This is a genomic window from Saccharothrix syringae, assembly GCF_009498035.1.
Lineage (GTDB): Bacteria > Actinomycetota > Actinomycetes > Mycobacteriales > Pseudonocardiaceae > Actinosynnema > Actinosynnema syringae.
In genome coordinates this window covers 5,489,910-5,505,679 of sequence record NZ_CP034550.1, presented here as the reverse complement: position 1 = coordinate 5,505,679, position 15,770 = coordinate 5,489,910, and the positions used below count along the sequence as shown (strand labels likewise).

Sequence of the window (15,770 nt, the reverse complement as noted above, 5' to 3'; positions counted from 1 at the left end):
CCCGAAACCAGCGCCAGTGCCGTCCGCCGCGTGCCCGGCAGACGCCTGTCCGTCCGCTGCGTGCCCGGCAGGCGCGCGTCGTTCAGGCGAGGTCGTCTCGCGGCCCCTTGTTGTTCCTCAGTGCCTGGGTGTCGCGTCGCACCTCCTCCGCCCGGTCGCCGACCGCCTGGATCTCCTCGGCCAGCTCCGGGTTGACCGCCCGCACCCTGGACAGGGAGGACAGCAGGGGATCGATCAGCGCGACGGCGTCGTCCTGCGCCAGCGCGTCCCGGACCACCACGTCCACCCGCCCCACCTGACCGGCCAGGCTGCGCAGCGCCGCCGCGTTGTCGCGCGCCCACTGCGACACCGCCCGGTCACCCGCCCGCCTGTCCCGCTCGGCGCGCACCCGCCCCTCCGCCGTCGAACCCAGCTCCGACGGGCGCAGCCTCAGGTACCGGCGCTCGGCGGCCTGCCGACTGGCCACCCCGAGCGCGGGTGCCAGCTCGGCCCAGCTCGCACCCAGCTCCCGCGCCGAGGCGATCAGCTGCGGCTCCCACCCGGCCAGCTCCTCGCGCAGCCGACGCAGCAGCACCAGCGCGGACAGCACCTGCCCCGCACTCAGCTCCTCGTCCGTGGTCGCCGCCCGGATGGTCTCGTAGTCACCGATCGCCATGTCGTCAACATACCGACGACACCAGGGGTTGTCAACGACTTGACGACGTGGTAGAAATGGAGGCGCAGAGCCCGGCCCGACGGCCGGCGAAGTCGATCAGGAGGTGTTTCCCGATGTTGATGCGCACCGACCCGTTCCGCGAGTTGGACCGACTGGCCCAGCAGTTCTTCTCCGGCCCGGGAACCTGGTCGCGCCCCACGCCCATGCCGATGGACGCCTACCGCTCCGGGGACGAGTTCGTGGTGGAGTTCGACCTGCCCGGCGTCGCGCCCGACGCGATCGACCTGGACGTGGAGCGCAACGTCCTGACCGTGAAGGCCGAGCGGCGCCCGACCCGGACCGGCGACCAGGTCGAGATGCAGGTCTCCGAGCGGCCGCTGGGCGTGTTCTCCCGGCAGCTGTTCCTCGGCGACACCCTCGACCTCGACCACATCCAGGCCGACTACGACTCCGGTGTGCTGACCCTGCGCATCCCGATCGCGGAGAAGGCCAAGCCGCGCAAGATCACCATCGGCACCGCCGACAACGCGCCGAAGCAGATCAACGCATGACCTGACACCCGACAACCACTACCCGGCACCCAGCACCCAGCACCGCCGGTGCCGGAAACATTCACGACACCCCAACGGCAACCACGACACCCGGACGGCAAGTCCGCAACTCCGGCAGCTCCCGACCCACCGGGCCCCGACGCGGGGCCCGTGGCCGGGACGGTCGGCCGAGGCGGTGAGGGCGGCCGGCCAAGGCCGCCTCCCACCCCTTGGCCGACCGCCGAAACCCAGCCGCCGAAACCCAGCCGCCGAAACCCAGCCGCCGAAACCCAGCCGCCGAGACCGACCGGCGAATCCGACCGGCGAATCCGGCGCTCGTCGTGTCGGGAGGCGTCCCGGCCGGCGCTGTTCTCCTCGCCGTCCTCACTCGTCGCCCCCACCCGACGTCCTCCTCGGCCGGCCGGCGCGGCGAGTGGGCCGTGGCCGCCGGCGAAATACGGTTCCCCGCACCACCGCCCTTCCGTCATGATCACCGGTCATGCGACCGGAGCCGGGGCAAGTGCTGCACTTCTCCGAAGACCCGGCCATCACCAGGTTCGAGCCGCACGTGGCGGCGACCGCGCGGGTGCCCGACGCCTACGTCTGGGCCGTCGACCACGGGCGGGCACCGGACTACTGGTTCCCGCGCCAGTGCCCTCGCGTCCTGATCTGGCCGACCCCCGCCACCACGGCCGAGGACCGCGCGTGGCTGGGCGCGGACCGGGTGCACGCGATCGAGTACGGGTGGTTGCGCCGCATGCAGACCACCCGGCTGTACGCCTACCGGTTCGACGCCGCCCCGTTTCACCCGATCGGGGACCCGCCCCACGCGCACGTGGCCACCGGGACCGTGGAACCGCTCGGGCCGCCCGAGCCGGTCGGGGACCTGGTGGCGCTGCACGAGCGGGCCGGGATCGAGCTGCGGGTGATGGCGAACCTGTGGCCGTTCTGGCGGCGGGTCACCGCGAGCACCCTGGGGTTCAGCGGCATCCGGCTGCGCAACGCCGCACCGGAACCGGAGACCGCGTCGCCCGCCTGAAAGCGCCGGGCGAAGAGCGTCACGCAAAAAGCACCACGCGAAAAACCGTCACGTGAAGTCGGCCGCGTGGTCGCGCGCCCACCGCTCGAACGTCAACCCCGGCCGCCCCGGCACCCGCTCCACGTCCGGCGACACCCACCCCACGTCCCCGGCCCCCGCCCCCATCTCCAGGAACCACTCGACCACCTCCGCCGGGTACACCTCCCGCCACTCCTCGCGCGCCTGCCCCGGCGTCAGCTCGACGAACCGCACCTCCCGCCCGATCGCCTCCCCGATCACCCGCACCGCGTCCCGCCGCCGCACCGGTTCCGGGCCCGTGGGCCGGTAGGTCCGCCCCGCGTGCCCGTCCTCCAGCAACGCCGCCACCGCGATCGCGGCGATGTCGTCCTCGTGCACCAGGGCCGTGTTCCACCCGCCGAACGGGGAACGCACCACACCCCGCTCGCGAATGGACGGCGCCCACGCCAGGGTGTTGGCCATGAATTCACCCGGGAACAGGTGCGTCCACTCCATCCCGGACGACTCGACCGCCCGCCGGAACACCCGGTGCCACGACTCCAGCGGGTCGTCGTCCCCGCGCCCCGGGTCGTCGTGCCCCAGGTGCGTCAGGCGCCGCACACCCGCCTCCGCCAGCACCTCGACCACGGCCGGGCCGTCGCCGGCGACGGACACCAGGTGCGCCCGCCGCACCCCCCCGCAACGCCGGTACCAGTGACGACGGCTCGGCCAGGTCACCGGCCACCACCTCCACCCCGGCGGGCGGCCGGGCCCGGCCGGGCGTGCGGGTCACCGCGCGGACCCGCCGGCCCGAGGCGAGCAGCAGGCGCACCACCGCGCGTCCCACGGTGCCGGTCGCACCGACCACGAGTATCGGCTCCACGAATTTCCTCCGGGCACGGCGGAACAACCCCCGACGGGGACGAAAAAGGAATCGGAGGAATGCTGTCAACCGAAACAAAGAATTGTCAAACGTGAACACGCCGTTCACGTTTTCCGGGACCCGGCACAACACCCGCGCCTTGCCTACATACCGACCGGTCGGTACCCTCAGGAGGTGGACGAACGGCGCATCGACGCGGTGGTGCTGGACTGGGGCGGGGTCCTCACGGTCTCCGTACCCGAATTCATCGAGCAGTGGCTGACCGCCGACAACATCGACCAGGACCGCTACCGCGCGACCATGCGCGGCTGGATGGGCCGCGACGCCCTCCCGGGCAACCCGGTCCACCGCCTGGAGACCGGCGAGCTGACCGTCGCGGAGTTCGAGGCGCTGATGGCCGCCGAGCTGATCACCCTCGACGGGCGCGAGGTCGCCCGCGAGGGCCTGCTGCGCCGCATGTTCGGCAGCGCCCACCCCGACCCCAAGATGGTCGACCTGGTGCGCGAGCTGCGCGCCGACGGCCTGACCACCGCCCTGCTGTCCAACAGCTGGGGCGAGGGCTACCCCGAGGACCTGCTGCTGGAGCTGTTCGACACCGTCGTCATCAGCGGCCGGGTGGGGCTGCGCAAGCCCGACCGGCGCATCTTCGAGCACACCCTGGAGCAGGTCGGGCTGCCCGCGCACCGCTGCGCGTTCTTCGACGACTCGCCGGCCAACGTCGAGGGCGCCCGGGCCGTCGGCCTGCACGCCCACCTGCACACCGACGCCGACAGCACGCGCGCGGTGATCGACCGGCTGCGGGGGACCGCCGCGTGAGCGACGAGCGGAACACCGACGGCGAGCGGAACACCGACGGCGAGCAGAACACCCACGACGAGCAGAGCACCAGCGACGAGCGGAACCTGCCCGGCCTGGACCTCCGCCGCCTCGCCGCGCACCTGGGCACCGGCCCGCTGTCGGGCGAGCTGATCCCCGGCGGCCGCTCCAACCTGACCTACCGCGTCACCGACGGCACCCGCCGCTGGGTGCTGCGCCGCCCGCCCCTGGGCCACGTGCTGGCCACCGCGCACGACATGGCCCGCGAGCACCGCGTCATCGCCGCCCTGGCCGACACCGCCGTGCCCGTGCCGCGGGTGGAGCTGCTGTGCACCGACACCGACGTGCTCGGCGCCCCGTTCTACCTGATGGAGGAGGTGCCGGGGGTCGCGCTGCGCCACCGCGACCAGTGCCCCTGGCTGACCCCCGACCACGCCCGCGCCCTGTCGCACCGCCTGGTCGACGTCCTGGCCGACCTGCACGCGGTCGACCCGGCCGAGGTGGGCCTGGGCGACTTCGGCCGCCCCGAGGGCTTCCTGCGGCGCCAGGTCGCCCGCTGGGGCAAGCAGCTCGACGCCTCCCGCAGCCGCGAGCTGCCCGGCATCGACGAGCTGCGCGACCGGCTGGCCGGCACCGTCCCGGTCACCCGCCGCACCGCGGTCGTGCACGGCGACTACCGCCTGGACAACGTCCTGGTCACCCGCGACCCGCTCGACATCAGCGCGGTGCTGGACTGGGAGATGGCCACCCTGGGCGACCCGCTGGCCGACCTGGGCCTGCTGTGCGTGTACTGGAACGGCACCGGCGCCGGCGACGACCCGATCACCGGCACCGTGCCCTCGCTGCCCGGCTTCGCCGACAGCGACGGGCTGATCCACCGCTACGCCGAGCGCAGCGGCGCCGACGTCGGCGACCTGGGCTGGTACACCGCGTTCGGCTACTTCAAGCTCGCGGTCATCCTGGAGGGCATCCACTTCCGCTACACCCGCGGCCAGACCGTGGGAGCCGGTTTCGACACGATCGGTCAGCTGACCCTGCCGCTGGTGCGGCGCGGTCTGGCCGCGAGCGCAGGGGAGCGCTGAGGGATGGACTTCGCCTACGACGCCACGACCGAGGAACTGCGCGGCAGGCTGCTGCGGTTCATGGACGAGCACGTCCACCCCGCCGAGGCCGTCGCCCACGAACAGCTCGCCGGCGCCGCCGACGAGTGGACCCGCCCGCCGGTGCTGGCCGAGCTCAAGGCCGAGGCCCGCCGCCAGGGCCTGTGGAATCTGTTCCTGCCCGACGCGGAGCACGGCGCGGGCCTGACCAACCTGCAGTACGCGCCGCTGGCCGAGATCACCGGCCGCAGCCCGCAGCTGGCCCCCGAGGCGCTCAACTGCGCCGCCCCGGACACCGGGAACATGGAGGTGCTGGCGATGTTCGGCACCGAGCGGCAGAAGCAGCGGTGGCTGCGGCCCCTGCTGGAGGGCGAGATCCGCTCGGCGTTCTGCATGACCGAACCCGAGGTCGCCTCCTCCGACGCCACCAACATCGCCACCAGCATCCGGCGCGACGGCGACTCCTACGTGATCAACGGCCGCAAGTGGTGGTCCACCGGCGCGATGGACCCCAACTGCGCGGTCTTCATCGTGATGGGCAAGACCGACCCCGACGCCGACCGGCACCGCCAGCAGAGCATGGTCCTGGTGCCGCGCGACACCCCCGGCGTGACCGTCAGGCGGGGCATGCGGGTCTTCGGCTACACCGACGGCTCCCACGGCGGCCACGCCGAGGTCGTCTTCGACGACGTGCGGGTGCCCGCCGACAACCTCGTCGCCGGCGAGGGCGAGGGCTTCGCCATCGCCCAGGCCCGCCTGGGCCCCGGCCGCATCCACCACTGCATGCGCCTGATCGGCACCGCCGAACGCGCCCTGGAGCTGATGTGCCGGCGCGCCAACGAGCGCGTCGCCTTCGGCCGGCCCATCGCCCACCAGGGCGTGGTGCAGGAGTGGATCGCCGAGTCCCGGGTGCGCATCGAGCAGGCCCGGCTGCTGGTGCTCAAGACCGCGTGGCTGATGGACACCGTGGGCAACAAGGGCGCCCACACCGAGATCCAGGCCATCAAGATCGCCACGCCGCTGATGGCCGAGTGGGTGCTGGACAAGGCCATCCAGGTGCACGGCGCGGGCGGCGTCAGCCAGGACTTCCCCCTGGCGCAGCTGTGGGCCTCGGCGCGCACGCTGCGGCTGGCCGACGGCCCCGACGAGGTCCACCGCATGTCGTTGGCCAAGCGGGAGCTCAAGCGCCACCGGGCGTGAACCGGTAACCACCGCACCGGGGCGCACGCCAAAAAGCGACGAAACGGCGTCGCCTCGGTACGGTGAGGTCATGCGGATCTTGATCTCGGCCGACATGGAGGGCGCCACCGGCGTCACCTGGACCGCGGACGTGGTCGCGCAGACCGAGCAGTGGCAGCGCTTCCGGCGCCTGTTCACCGACGACGTCAACGCCTGCGTCGCGGGCCTGGCCGCCGGCGGCGCCACCGCCGTGCTGGTCAACGAGGCCCACTCCGCCCAGCGCAACCTGCTGCTCGAAGACCTCGACCCGCGCGCCCGGCTGCTCACCGGCAGGCACAAACCCCTGTCGATGATGCAGGGCGTGGACTCCGGCATCGACGGCGCGGTGTTCCTCGGCTACCACGCCGGCGCCGGCGAGGAGGGCGTGCTCGCCCACACCTACCTGGAGAACTCCGTCACCGGCGTGTGGCTCGACGGCGTGCCCGCGAGCGAGGGCAGGCTCAACGCCGCCCTGGCCGCCGAGCACGGCGTGCCCGTGCTGCTGGTCACCGGCGACGACCGGACCTGCGCCGACGCCGCCGACTACGCCCCCGGCGCGCGCACCGTCGCGGTCAAGGAGTGCGTCAGCCGCTACGCCGCGGTGTGCGCGCCGCCACAGGTGACCGGCGCCATGATCCGCACCGCCGCCGAAGAGGCGATGAACCGCGCCGGACGGGTACCCGGGAACGTCACCGGGCACCGCGTCGAGGTCGAGTTCGACGCCACGCACCTGGCCGCCGCGGCGGCCGTGGTGCCCACGGTCGAGCAGCTCGGCCCGCGGCGGGTCGGCTTCGAGGCGGCCTCGATGACGCTGGCGATGCAGGCGTTCAAGGTCGTCACCGCGATCGCGGCGGCGGCCGTGGAGGGGATTTATGGCTGAGGACGTCGTGGACCTGTGCGCCGCCCTGGTGCGGTTCGACACCACCAACTACGGCAACGGCGAGGCCGAGGGCGAACGCGAGGCCGCCGAGTTCGTCGCCGGGCACCTGGACAGCGCCGGCATCACCCCGGTGCTGCTCGAACCCGCCCCCCGGCGCACCAACGTGCTCGCCCGCGTGCCCGGCACCGAACCCGACCTGCCCGCCCTGCTCGTGCAGGCCCACCTGGACGTGGTGCCCGCCGACCCCGCCGAGTGGAGCGTGCCGCCCTTCGCCGGCGTCGAGCGCGACGGCTTCCTGTGGGGCCGCGGCGCGGTGGACATGAAGGACATGGTCGCCATGGTGCTGTCCGTGCTGGGCACCTGGGCGCGCGAGGGCAGGCGCCCGCGCCGCGACGTCGTGCTGGCCTTCGTCGCCGACGAGGAGGACCTCGGCCACTTCGGCGCCCACTGGCTGGTCGAGCACCACGCCGACTTCTTCGCCGGCTGCGGCACCGCCATCAGCGAGTCCGGCGGCTTCTCCCACCACGTGGGCGAGCACCGCGTCTACCCCATCGGCACCGCCGAGCGCGGCACCTCCCACCTGCGGCTGACCGCCACCGGCCGCGCCGGGCACGGCTCGCGCCGCAACGACGACAACGCCGTGCTCAAGCTCATCGGCGCACTCGACCGCATCGCCGCGCTGCGCCACCCCGTCCGGCTCACCCCGCCCGTGCGGGCGTTCATCGAACGGGTCGCCGCCACCCTGGGCGTGCCGGTCGACTGGGACGACGTGGACGCCACCGTCGCCCGCCTCGGACCCGCCGCGAAGCTGGTGGAGAACACCGTGCGCAGCAGCACCACCCCCACCGTGCTGCGCGCCGGGTACAAGGTCAACGTCATCCCCGGCACCGCCACCGCCGAGGTCGACGTGCGCACCCTGCCCGGCACCGTGGACGAGCTGATGGCCGCCGTCGACGCCGCCCTGGGCCCGGGCGTGCGGCGCGAGTTCATCAACCACCAGGAACCCGTGCAGGCACCGGTGGACTCCCCCGCCTTCGACGCCATGGCCGCGGCGCTGCGGGCCGAGGACCCCGGGGCCGTGGTCGTGCCCTACTGCATGGGCGGCGGCACCGACGCCAAGGCGTTCAGCAGGCTGGGCATCGACTGCTACGGCTTCGCCCCGCTGTCCCTGCCGCCCGGCTTCGACTACCGGGGCGTGACCCACGGCGTGGACGAGCGGGTGCCCGTGGAGGGCCTGCGCTTCGGCGTGCGCGTGCTCGACCGCTTCATGTCCTGCTGACCGTATGTCCTGCTGACCGTCCTGCCCGTGGCGGCGACCGCGCCGCCGAACGGCCGCGTCCCCCGGGGCGGCCGGCACCGCCCCGCGCCTCACCCGCCCGGACCTGTACCGGCCGCGCCCCGCCGGAGCAGCATCGCGGCAGGACCGCGGGAACCGGGGGGCGATCATGGAGTTCGGGCGCAGGACCTTCGTGCGGGCGACGGGCCTGGCGGCCCTGGGGGCGTGGGACCACGACTGGAACCGGCTGCGGCGCGTGCTGACCGGCCGGCTGGTGTTACCCGGCGACGCCGGCTACGACGAGGTCCGCAGGCCCTACAACCTGGTCTACGCCCACCGCAGGCCCGCGGCGGTGGCGCTGTGCGCCGACGAGTCCGACGTGGCCCGCTGCCTGGAGTTCGCCGCCCGCCACCGGGTGCGCGTCGCCGCGCGCAGCGGCGGCCACAGCTACGCCGGGTACTCCACCCCCGAGGACGGCCTGGTGGTGGACCTGACCGCGCTGCACCGGATCCGCTTCGGCCCCCGCGACGCGGTCGAGGTCGGCGCCGGCACCCGCATGATCGACCTGTACGGCGCACTGGCCCGCCGCGGCAGGCTGCTGCCCGCCGGGTCGTGCCCGAGCGTGGGCATCGGCGGCCTGGCGCTGGGCGGCGGGATCAGCGTGGTGGGCCGCAAGCACGGCCTGACCTGCGACCACCTGCGCGCCGCGCGCGTGGTGACCCCCGACGGCCGGCTGCACCGGGTGGACGCCGGCACCGAACCCGACCTGTTCTGGGCGCTGCGCGGCGGCGGTGGCGGCAACGTCGGCGTGGTCACCTCCTTCACCTTCGACACCGCGCCCGCCCACGACGTGGCGGTGTTCGGGGCGACGTTCCCGCCGGGCGCCGCGGTCGACGTGCTCGGCGCGTGGCAGGAGTGGATCGCCGCCTCGCCCGACGACCTGTGGACCGCCTGCGCCGTCGTGTCGGGCGACCCGCCCGGCGTCGCGGTCGACGGGACCTGGTCCGGACCGCCCGACGCCCTGCGGCCGGTGCTGGACCGCCTGCTCGCGCGCCTGTCGCCCGCCGGCGTGACCGTGACGCCGATGGACTACCTCACCGCCATGCGCTACTTCGCCGGCTGCCGACCCCAGTGCCCGCCCGACGAGGGCACGCCGTTCGTGGCCTCCTCCCGGATGCTGCACCGGCCGGCCGACCCGGCGCGCGTGGCCGACCTGCTCGACGGGCGACCCGCGGGCTGGGTGCAGTTCGACTCCTTCGGCGGCGCGATCGGCCGGGTCCGCCCCGACGCCACCCCGTTCCCGCACCGGCGGGCCGTCTCCAGCGCCCAGACCTACGTGCCCGTCGGGACCGTCGACGAGGGCCGGGCGCGGCGCATCCTCGCCGACCTGCGCGACGGCATCGGCGGCGGCACCGGCTACGTCAACTACATCGACCCGGACATGCCCGACTGGGGCACCGCCTACTACGGCGCCAACCTGCCCCGCCTGCGGCGCGTGGCCCGGCGTCACGACCCCGACCGGGTGCTGGCGTTCCCGCAGAACGTGCAGGGCGCGAGCTGACCACCCGGGCCCGGCCGCCTCCACCGGCCGCACCGGCGCATCGGCGAACCACCCGCACCGCCACGCCGTCGCGAGCCCCGCCCACCGCGAGCCCGCCGTCAGCGCGAAGCACCGCACCCGGCAGCCGCCGCGCCGGCTCGTCCGCGGTCCGGGCCCCGCCGCCACCGAACGGCCCGGTGATCCACAGCGGCACCCCTGGTGCTCGCCCGGCGGCGCCGGACGCCCTAGCGTTCTGCACCGTGACGAACAGCAGGATCGCGCCCTGGGCGTCCCCGCAGGCGCAGCGCAGGCTCGCCGAGGTCGAAGCCGCCGTCTCCGCCGACCTGAGCGCCGCAGGTGTCGCCGACACCGTCCGCAAGGCCCTCGACGCGCACGCCACCCAGTTCGACGACGACGGGATCGTGCTCTACGCCGGCACCAACGTGCTCAGCCCCGCCGCCGCGGCGGTCGGCGGCCACGCGGTGTCCAACCGGCCCAGCATGGGCTGGCCTGGCGAGAAGTACCAGGTGGGGCTGGACCACCTGGACACCCTGGAGGTGCTGGCGCCGATGCTGGTGGCCTCCCTGATGGAGGCCGGGTTCGCCGAGGTGCGGCTGCAGAGCGCCACCCTGGCCAACCTCGCCGTCTACACCGCCTTCGCCCGCGCCGGGGACAAGATCGCCGTGCTGCCCGAGTTCGCTGGCGGCCACGCCAGCCACCACGTCCAGGGCGTGCCCGCCATCCGCGGCCTGACCGTGGTCGACCTGCCCTACCTGCCCGACGAACTGGACATCGACTACGGCCGGCTGCCCGGGTTCCTGCGCGTCCACCGACCACGGATCGTCGTCGTCGGCGCCAGCCTGATGCTGTTCCCGCACGACGTGGCCGCGGTGCGCGCCGCCTGCGACGAGGTGGGCGCGATCCTGGTCTACGACGCCTCCCACATCGCCGGGCTGGTCGCCGGGAAGGTGTTCCAGCGCCCCCTGCACGAGGGCGCGCACCTGATGACCTTCTCCACCTACAAGTCCTTCGGCGGCCCCTCCGGCGGCTGCGTCGTCACCCGCGACCCCGACCTGGCCGAACGCGTCTCCACCGTGGTCTACCCCGGCATGCTGGCCAACTACGACGCCGGGCGCCTGGGCGCGCTGGCCGTCACCGCCGCCGAACTGGCCGAGCACGGCGCCGACTACGCCGCCGCCTGCGTGGCCAACGCCCGGGCGCTGGGCGCGGCGCTGTTCGAGCGGGGGTTCGACGTGGCCCGCCACGACGGGGTGTTCACCCGCTCGCACCACCTGGCCGTCGACGCGCTGCCCCTCGGCGGCGGCGACGCCGCGGCGGTGCTGCTGGGCGAGGCGGGCCTCTACCTGTCCGGCATCGGCCTGCCCTGGCAGCGCATCGACGAGGGCCTGCGCGGCCTGCGCCTGGGCACCCAGGAGATCACCCGCCGCGGCTTCACCCCCGACGACCAGCCCGCGATCGCCGACCTGATGCGCCGCGCGCTGATCGACCGCGAACCGCCCGAGCGGGTGCGCGCCGACGCCGTCGCCCTGCGCCGCGCGGTCAACGACCGCTGACCGACCACCACCAGCCGACCACCGCCGGTATCGCGGACCGTTGTTGTCCGCGATACCGGCTAGCGTGACCGCGTGCGCACGCTGACGACCCGCGAACTCAACCGGACCACCCTGCACCGGCAGCTGCTGCTGGAGCGGGCCGACCGCCCGGCCGCCGACGTGATCGAGCACCTGGTCGGCATGCAGGCCCAGGAACCGCTCGCCCCCTACTACGGCCTGTGGTCGCGCACGCGCGGGTTCCGCCCCGACGAGCTGGTCGAGCTGCTGACCGGCCGCCACGCGGTGCGCGCCACCCTCCACCGCGCCACCATCCACCTGGTCACCGCCGCCGACCACGGCCGGCTGGAACCGCTGCTGCGCCCGTTCCTGCACCGCCGCTTCGCCTCCTCCCCGTTCCGGCACGCCGTGGCGGGCGTCGACCTCGACGAGTTCACCGCGACCGCCGCCGGGCTGCTGGAGCAGCCCCGCACCCGCCCGGAGCTGGGCCGGGAACTGGCGGCCCGGTGGCCCGACCGCGACACCGCCGCCCTGGGCCAGGCCGCCACCGCGCTGGCGCCCACCGTGCAGGTGCCGCCGCGCGGGCTGTGGGGGCGGGGCGGCCGGGCGCGGTGGACCACCGCCGCCCACTGGCTGCCCGCCACCGCGCCCGCCGCGCCCGTCGAGGAACTGGTGCGCCGCTACCTGGCCGCGTTCGGCCCAGCCTCCGTGCGCGACCTGCAGACCTGGAGCGGCGCGACCCGGCTGGCACCCGTGGTCGAGGCGATGGACCTGCCGAGGTTCACCGACCCGACCGGCCGGGTGCTCCACGACCTGCCCGACGCGCCCCTGGTCGACCCGGACGTCCCCGCGCCGCCCCGGTTCCTGCCCGAGTTCGACAACCTGCTGCTGGGCCACCACGACCGCACCCGCGTCATCTCCGGGGAGGACTACCGGCGCGGCATCGTCGTCGGCGGCCGGCCGACCCTGCTGGTGGACGGCTTCGTGCACGGCACCTGGCGCCTCACCCCCGGCGGCCTGCGGATCCGGGTCCTCCGCCCGCTGGACCGCACCCGCCGCGCCGAGGTGGAGGCCGAGGGCGCGGCGCTGCTGCGCTTCGCCGGCACCGACGGCGACGTGGCGATCACCGCGGGGGACTGAACGCCCTATACTCGGCCCCGACCGCCCATGACGACCTCATCCGACACCGCAGCGCAGCTGGTCGACGCCTTCAAGGCGCTGGCCAACCCCGTGCGGCTGCAGGTGCTGCAGTGGCTGCGCGAGCCCGAGCGCCACTTCCCCGTCGACCGGGGCATCGCCGACCCCCACGAGGTCGGCGTGTGCGTCAGCCACATCCAGGCCAAGACCGGCCTCGCCCAGTCGACCGTCTCGGCCTACATGGCCGCGCTGCAGCGCGCCGGCCTGGTCCGCGCCACCCGGGTCGGCAAGTGGACGCACTACCGGCGCGACGAGGAGCGCATCGCCCGCCTCGTCGACGTGCTCGGCCGCACCCTCTGACCAAAACCCCTCCGGCAGTCCCCCCACCTCGAACGCATCGACTTTATGCGATACTTCGATGCATCACGTACCACGACCTGCGGGGGAGAACATGGGCGCGATCGACGGGATGCACCTGGGGCGCTTCGGCATCTGGACGTTCGACTTCGAGGACCAGCCGGCGGCCCTGATCCGGGACTCCGTCCGCGAACTCGACGAACTCGGCTGGCCGGCGATCTGGATCCCCGAGCGCGACGGTCGCGAGGCCCTGACCCACGCCGGGTTCCTGCTGGCCAGCACCGAGCGCACGACCGTGGTCAACGGCATCGCGCGCATCTGGTCGCGCGAGGCCCGCTGGACCCGGGGCGCGGCCCAGCTGCTGGCCGACGCCTACCCCGACCGCCACCTGCTCGGCCTGGGCTTCGGCGGCAACCGCCCCGGCGTGGAGGACGCGCTGGGCGCGATGGACCGCTACCTGACCGACATGGACGAGGCCACCAGCGCCAACCCGCCGCCGAGCCGGCCGATGCGCCGCGTCCTCGCCGCCTACGGACCCAGGATGCTCCGGCTGGCCGGGGAGCGCACCGAGGGCGCGCACACCTACCACGTGCCGGTGGCGCACACCGCGCGGGCGCGGGAAGTGCTGGGCGCGGGACCGTTCCTCGGCGTCGAGCAGGCCGTGGTGTTCGAGCGCGACCCCGACCGCGCGCGGGCCGTCGCGCGCGAGCACCTGCACCCCTACCTGCTGCCGGAGCTGTCGAAGTACAACATCGCCAAGTGGCTGCGCCTGGGCTACACCGAGGCCGACTTCGCCGGCGGGCGCGCCAGCGACCGGCTGGTCGACGACCTGGTGGCCTGGGGCGACCTGGACACCGTCGCGCGCAGGCTGCACGAGCACCTGGACGCCGGCGCCGACCACGTCGGCGTCCAGGTACTCGGCGTCGAACCCGGCACCTCGGCCATGCCCCACTGGCGGCGGCTGGCCGAGGCGCTGCTGCCGGAGCGCGCCGGGAGGTGACGCGCGGCGGAAGTCCGCCCACCGTTTTGGGCGAACGTCCAGTACGATCGTCCAAATGACGGTCAGGGAACGACTGCTGCACGCGGCCGCGGAGCTCATCGCGGAAAAGGGGTGGGGTGCGGTCAGCACGCGCGTGCTGGCCGAGCGCGCCGGCGTCGGCCCGGGGGTGGTGCACTACCACTTCGACTCGGTGCGATCGGTGCTCGTGCAGGCGTCGGTGGGCGCGCTGCGGGCCGCCCTGGCGGGGCTGCCCGCGGTGCTGGAGGACGCGGCCACGCCGCAGGACGCCCTGACCACCCTGCTCGGCGCGCTCGACGGGCACAGCGGCCGGGAGCTGTTCACCGAGACCCTGCTCGCCGCCACCCGCGACGACGAGGTGCGCGCGGCCGTGCGCGAGGTGCTGGCGGACTTCCGCGCCGAGCTGGCCTCCTGGCTGGCCGCGCGCGGCGTGCCCACGCCCGGGGAGACCGCGGCGGTGCTGGCCGCCGCCGTGGACGGGGTGCTGCTGCACCGCGCCCTGTCCCCCGACCTGACCTCCGACCTGGTCGCCCAGGTGCTGGGCCGGGTGCTGCGGTGAGGGTCGTGGTCGCCGGCGCGGGCATCGCCGGGCTCGCGCTGGCGCACCGGCTGGGCACCCTCGGCCACGACGTCGTGGTGCTCGAACGGGCGCCCGCGCCGCGCACCGCCGGGTACATGGTCGACTTCTTCGGGCCCGGCTACGACGCCGCCGAGCGCATGGGGCTGCTGCCCCGCCTGCGCGAACTGGGCTACCGCGTCGCCGAGGCCGCCTACGTCGACCGGCGCGGGCGGCGCGTGGCCGGGCTGCGGTTCGACCGGCTCGCCCGCGCCGTGGACGGGCGGCTGCTGAGCATCATGCGCCCCGACCTCGAACGCGCGTTGCGCGAGGACCTGCCGCCGGGCGTCGAGCTGCGCCACGGGGCGCGCGTGGTCGGCGTCGAGCGGCACGCCGACCACGCGGTGGCGCGGCTGGCCGACGGCTCGGCGGTGCCCGGCGACCTGCTGGTCGGCGCGGACGGCGTGCACTCCGCGGTGCGGCGGCTGGTCTTCGGCGACGGGCACGTGCGCCACCTGGGGTTCCACACGGCCGCGTTCACCTTCGACGACCCCGCGGTGCACGAGCTGGTACGCGGCCGGTTCTGCGTCACCGACACCGTCGGCCGCCAGGTCGGCTTCTACGGGCTGCGCGACGGGCGGGTGGCCGCGTTCACCGTGCACCGCACGTCCTCGCCGCGGCTGCCCCGGGACCCCCGCGCGGCGGTGCTGGAGACCTACGGGTCGCTGGGCTGGGTCGTGCCGCGGGCGTTGGCCCGCTGCCCGGCCGAGATCTACTACGACCAGGTCGCGCAGGTGGAGCTGCCCCGCTGGACCAGCGGGCGGGTCGCGCTGGTGGGCGACGCGTGCGGCGCGGTGTCGCTGCTGGCCGGCCAGGGCGCGTCGCTGGGCATCGCCGGCGCGTGGGTGCTGGCCGGGCACCTGGACGACCCCGCGGGCTACGAACGCGCCTGGCGGCCGGTGGTGGAGGACCGGCAGCGGGTGGCCCGGTCGGGCGCCCGGTGGTTCCTGCCCGCCTCACCGCTGCGGCTGCACGCCCGACGGCTGGCCGTGCGGCTGTCGACCCTGCCCGGCGTGGACCGGGTGATCGCCACCAGCCTGGTCGGCAAACCGGTCACCCTGGGCTGACGCGCCGCGCACCCGCCCCACGGGCCGACAAACCCGCGGCACGACCCCGCCGGCGAGCCCGTCACGCACC

General features: G+C 74.7%; 16 protein-coding genes and 1 pseudogene. 14 read left to right on the top strand and 3 right to left on the bottom strand.

The annotated features are described in order from the left end of the window. Positions 1 to 82 precede the first annotated feature (82 nt). Positions 83 to 655: a hypothetical protein gene (locus EKG83_RS23865; protein WP_033431133.1), complete on the bottom strand. Its 573-nt coding sequence runs from the start codon at positions 653 to 655 to the stop codon at positions 83 to 85. 113 nt (positions 656 to 768) lie between these two features. On the opposite strand from EKG83_RS23865, the gene EKG83_RS23860 reads away from it, so the two are divergent. Together EKG83_RS23860 and EKG83_RS23855 are read left to right on the top strand one after the other, a co-directional pair. Then, positions 769 to 1,206, top strand: coding sequence for an Hsp20/alpha crystallin family protein (locus EKG83_RS23860; protein ID WP_033431132.1), 438 nt, complete (start codon positions 769 to 771; stop codon positions 1,204 to 1,206). A 478-nt stretch (positions 1,207 to 1,684) separates the two neighbouring features. Further along, positions 1,685 to 2,224 (top strand): DUF6886 family protein, encoded by a 540-nt coding sequence (locus tag EKG83_RS23855; protein WP_033431131.1) that lies wholly within the window; start codon positions 1,685 to 1,687, stop codon positions 2,222 to 2,224. A gap of 48 nt (positions 2,225 to 2,272) precedes the next feature. Here EKG83_RS23855 and EKG83_RS23850 read toward each other — a convergent pair whose 3' ends face one another. Both EKG83_RS23850 and EKG83_RS48125 read right to left on the bottom strand, forming a co-directional pair. Then, on the bottom strand, positions 2,273 to 2,959 hold the full coding sequence (locus EKG83_RS23850; protein WP_228123000.1) for a Rossmann-fold NAD(P)-binding domain-containing protein: 687 nt from the start codon (positions 2,957 to 2,959) through the stop codon (positions 2,273 to 2,275). Between the two features lie 16 nt (positions 2,960 to 2,975). Next, positions 2,976 to 3,053: pseudogene (locus EKG83_RS48125) on the bottom strand (hypothetical protein); the annotation flags it as partial. Between the two features lie 225 nt (positions 3,054 to 3,278). Here EKG83_RS48125 and EKG83_RS23845 point away from each other — a divergent pair. From EKG83_RS23845 to EKG83_RS23790, 12 genes are all read left to right on the top strand, one after another. Continuing rightward, on the top strand, positions 3,279 to 3,920 hold the full coding sequence (locus EKG83_RS23845) for an HAD family hydrolase (RefSeq protein WP_033431130.1): 642 nt from the start codon (positions 3,279 to 3,281) through the stop codon (positions 3,918 to 3,920). Between the two features lie 86 nt (positions 3,921 to 4,006). Next, a complete protein-coding gene (locus EKG83_RS23840; protein ID WP_033431191.1) occupies positions 4,007 to 5,002 on the top strand; it encodes a phosphotransferase family protein in 996 nt (331 codons plus the stop codon). 3 nt (positions 5,003 to 5,005) lie between these two features. After that, positions 5,006 to 6,220, top strand: a complete 1,215-nt coding sequence (locus tag EKG83_RS23835) for an acyl-CoA dehydrogenase family protein (RefSeq protein ID WP_033431129.1) — start codon at positions 5,006 to 5,008, stop codon at positions 6,218 to 6,220. Positions 6,221 to 6,290: 70 nt separating this feature from the next. Next, positions 6,291 to 7,118, top strand: a complete 828-nt coding sequence (locus EKG83_RS23830; protein ID WP_033431128.1) for a M55 family metallopeptidase — start codon at positions 6,291 to 6,293, stop codon at positions 7,116 to 7,118. Then, positions 7,111 to 8,397, top strand: a complete 1,287-nt coding sequence (locus tag EKG83_RS23825; protein WP_033431127.1) for a M20/M25/M40 family metallo-hydrolase — start codon at positions 7,111 to 7,113, stop codon at positions 8,395 to 8,397. Before EKG83_RS23830 ends, EKG83_RS23825 begins: the two co-directional genes overlap by 8 nt. Positions 8,398 to 8,563: 166 nt before the next feature. Beyond that, positions 8,564 to 9,955, top strand: a complete 1,392-nt coding sequence (locus EKG83_RS23820; RefSeq protein WP_033431126.1) for an FAD-binding oxidoreductase — start codon at positions 8,564 to 8,566, stop codon at positions 9,953 to 9,955. A gap of 239 nt (positions 9,956 to 10,194) precedes the next feature. Continuing rightward, positions 10,195 to 11,508 (top strand): serine hydroxymethyltransferase, encoded by a 1,314-nt coding sequence (locus EKG83_RS23815; protein ID WP_033431125.1) that lies wholly within the window; start codon positions 10,195 to 10,197, stop codon positions 11,506 to 11,508. Between the two features lie 72 nt (positions 11,509 to 11,580). After that, positions 11,581 to 12,645 carry a winged helix DNA-binding domain-containing protein gene (locus tag EKG83_RS23810; protein ID WP_033431124.1) on the top strand — a complete coding sequence of 355 codons (1,065 nt, stop codon included), beginning with the start codon at positions 11,581 to 11,583 and terminating at the stop codon, positions 12,643 to 12,645. Between the two features lie 27 nt (positions 12,646 to 12,672). Continuing rightward, complete coding sequence (locus tag EKG83_RS23805) at positions 12,673 to 13,002, top strand: ArsR/SmtB family transcription factor (protein WP_033431123.1); 330 nt, start codon at positions 12,673 to 12,675, stop codon at positions 13,000 to 13,002. A gap of 109 nt (positions 13,003 to 13,111) precedes the next feature. Further along, the gene (locus tag EKG83_RS23800) at positions 13,112 to 13,999 is read left to right on the top strand and encodes a TIGR03620 family F420-dependent LLM class oxidoreductase (RefSeq protein WP_033431190.1); all 888 of its coding nucleotides are present in this window, start codon (positions 13,112 to 13,114) and stop codon (positions 13,997 to 13,999) included. A gap of 55 nt (positions 14,000 to 14,054) precedes the next feature. Next, on the top strand, positions 14,055 to 14,576 hold the full coding sequence (locus EKG83_RS23795; RefSeq protein ID WP_033431122.1) for a TetR/AcrR family transcriptional regulator: 522 nt from the start codon (positions 14,055 to 14,057) through the stop codon (positions 14,574 to 14,576). Further along, a complete protein-coding gene (locus EKG83_RS23790; protein ID WP_033431121.1) occupies positions 14,573 to 15,700 on the top strand; it encodes an FAD-dependent oxidoreductase in 1,128 nt (375 codons plus the stop codon). Before EKG83_RS23795 ends, EKG83_RS23790 begins: the two co-directional genes overlap by 4 nt. Positions 15,701 to 15,770 lie beyond the last annotated feature (70 nt).

Excerpts from the sequence above, each read along its gene's own strand:
- EKG83_RS23800 (WP_033431190.1), top strand. The coding sequence starts at position 13,112 with ATGCACCTGGGGCGCTTCGGCATCTGGACGTTCGACTTCGAGGACCAG.
- EKG83_RS23860 (WP_033431132.1), top strand. The coding sequence starts at position 769 with ATGTTGATGCGCACCGACCCGTTCCGCGAGTTGGACCGACTGGCCCAG.
- EKG83_RS23820 (WP_033431126.1), top strand. The coding sequence starts at position 8,564 with ATGGAGTTCGGGCGCAGGACCTTCGTGCGGGCGACGGGCCTGGCGGCC.
- EKG83_RS23825 (WP_033431127.1), top strand. The coding sequence starts at position 7,111 with ATGGCTGAGGACGTCGTGGACCTGTGCGCCGCCCTGGTGCGGTTCGAC.
- EKG83_RS23865 (WP_033431133.1), bottom strand. The coding sequence starts at position 655 with ATGGCGATCGGTGACTACGAGACCATCCGGGCGGCGACCACGGACGAG.
- EKG83_RS23830 (WP_033431128.1), top strand. The coding sequence starts at position 6,291 with ATGCGGATCTTGATCTCGGCCGACATGGAGGGCGCCACCGGCGTCACC.
- EKG83_RS23835 (WP_033431129.1), top strand. The coding sequence starts at position 5,006 with ATGGACTTCGCCTACGACGCCACGACCGAGGAACTGCGCGGCAGGCTG.
- EKG83_RS23805 (WP_033431123.1), top strand. The coding sequence starts at position 12,673 with ATGACGACCTCATCCGACACCGCAGCGCAGCTGGTCGACGCCTTCAAG.
- EKG83_RS23795 (WP_033431122.1), top strand. The coding sequence starts at position 14,055 with ATGACGGTCAGGGAACGACTGCTGCACGCGGCCGCGGAGCTCATCGCG.
- EKG83_RS23855 (WP_033431131.1), top strand. The coding sequence starts at position 1,685 with ATGCGACCGGAGCCGGGGCAAGTGCTGCACTTCTCCGAAGACCCGGCC.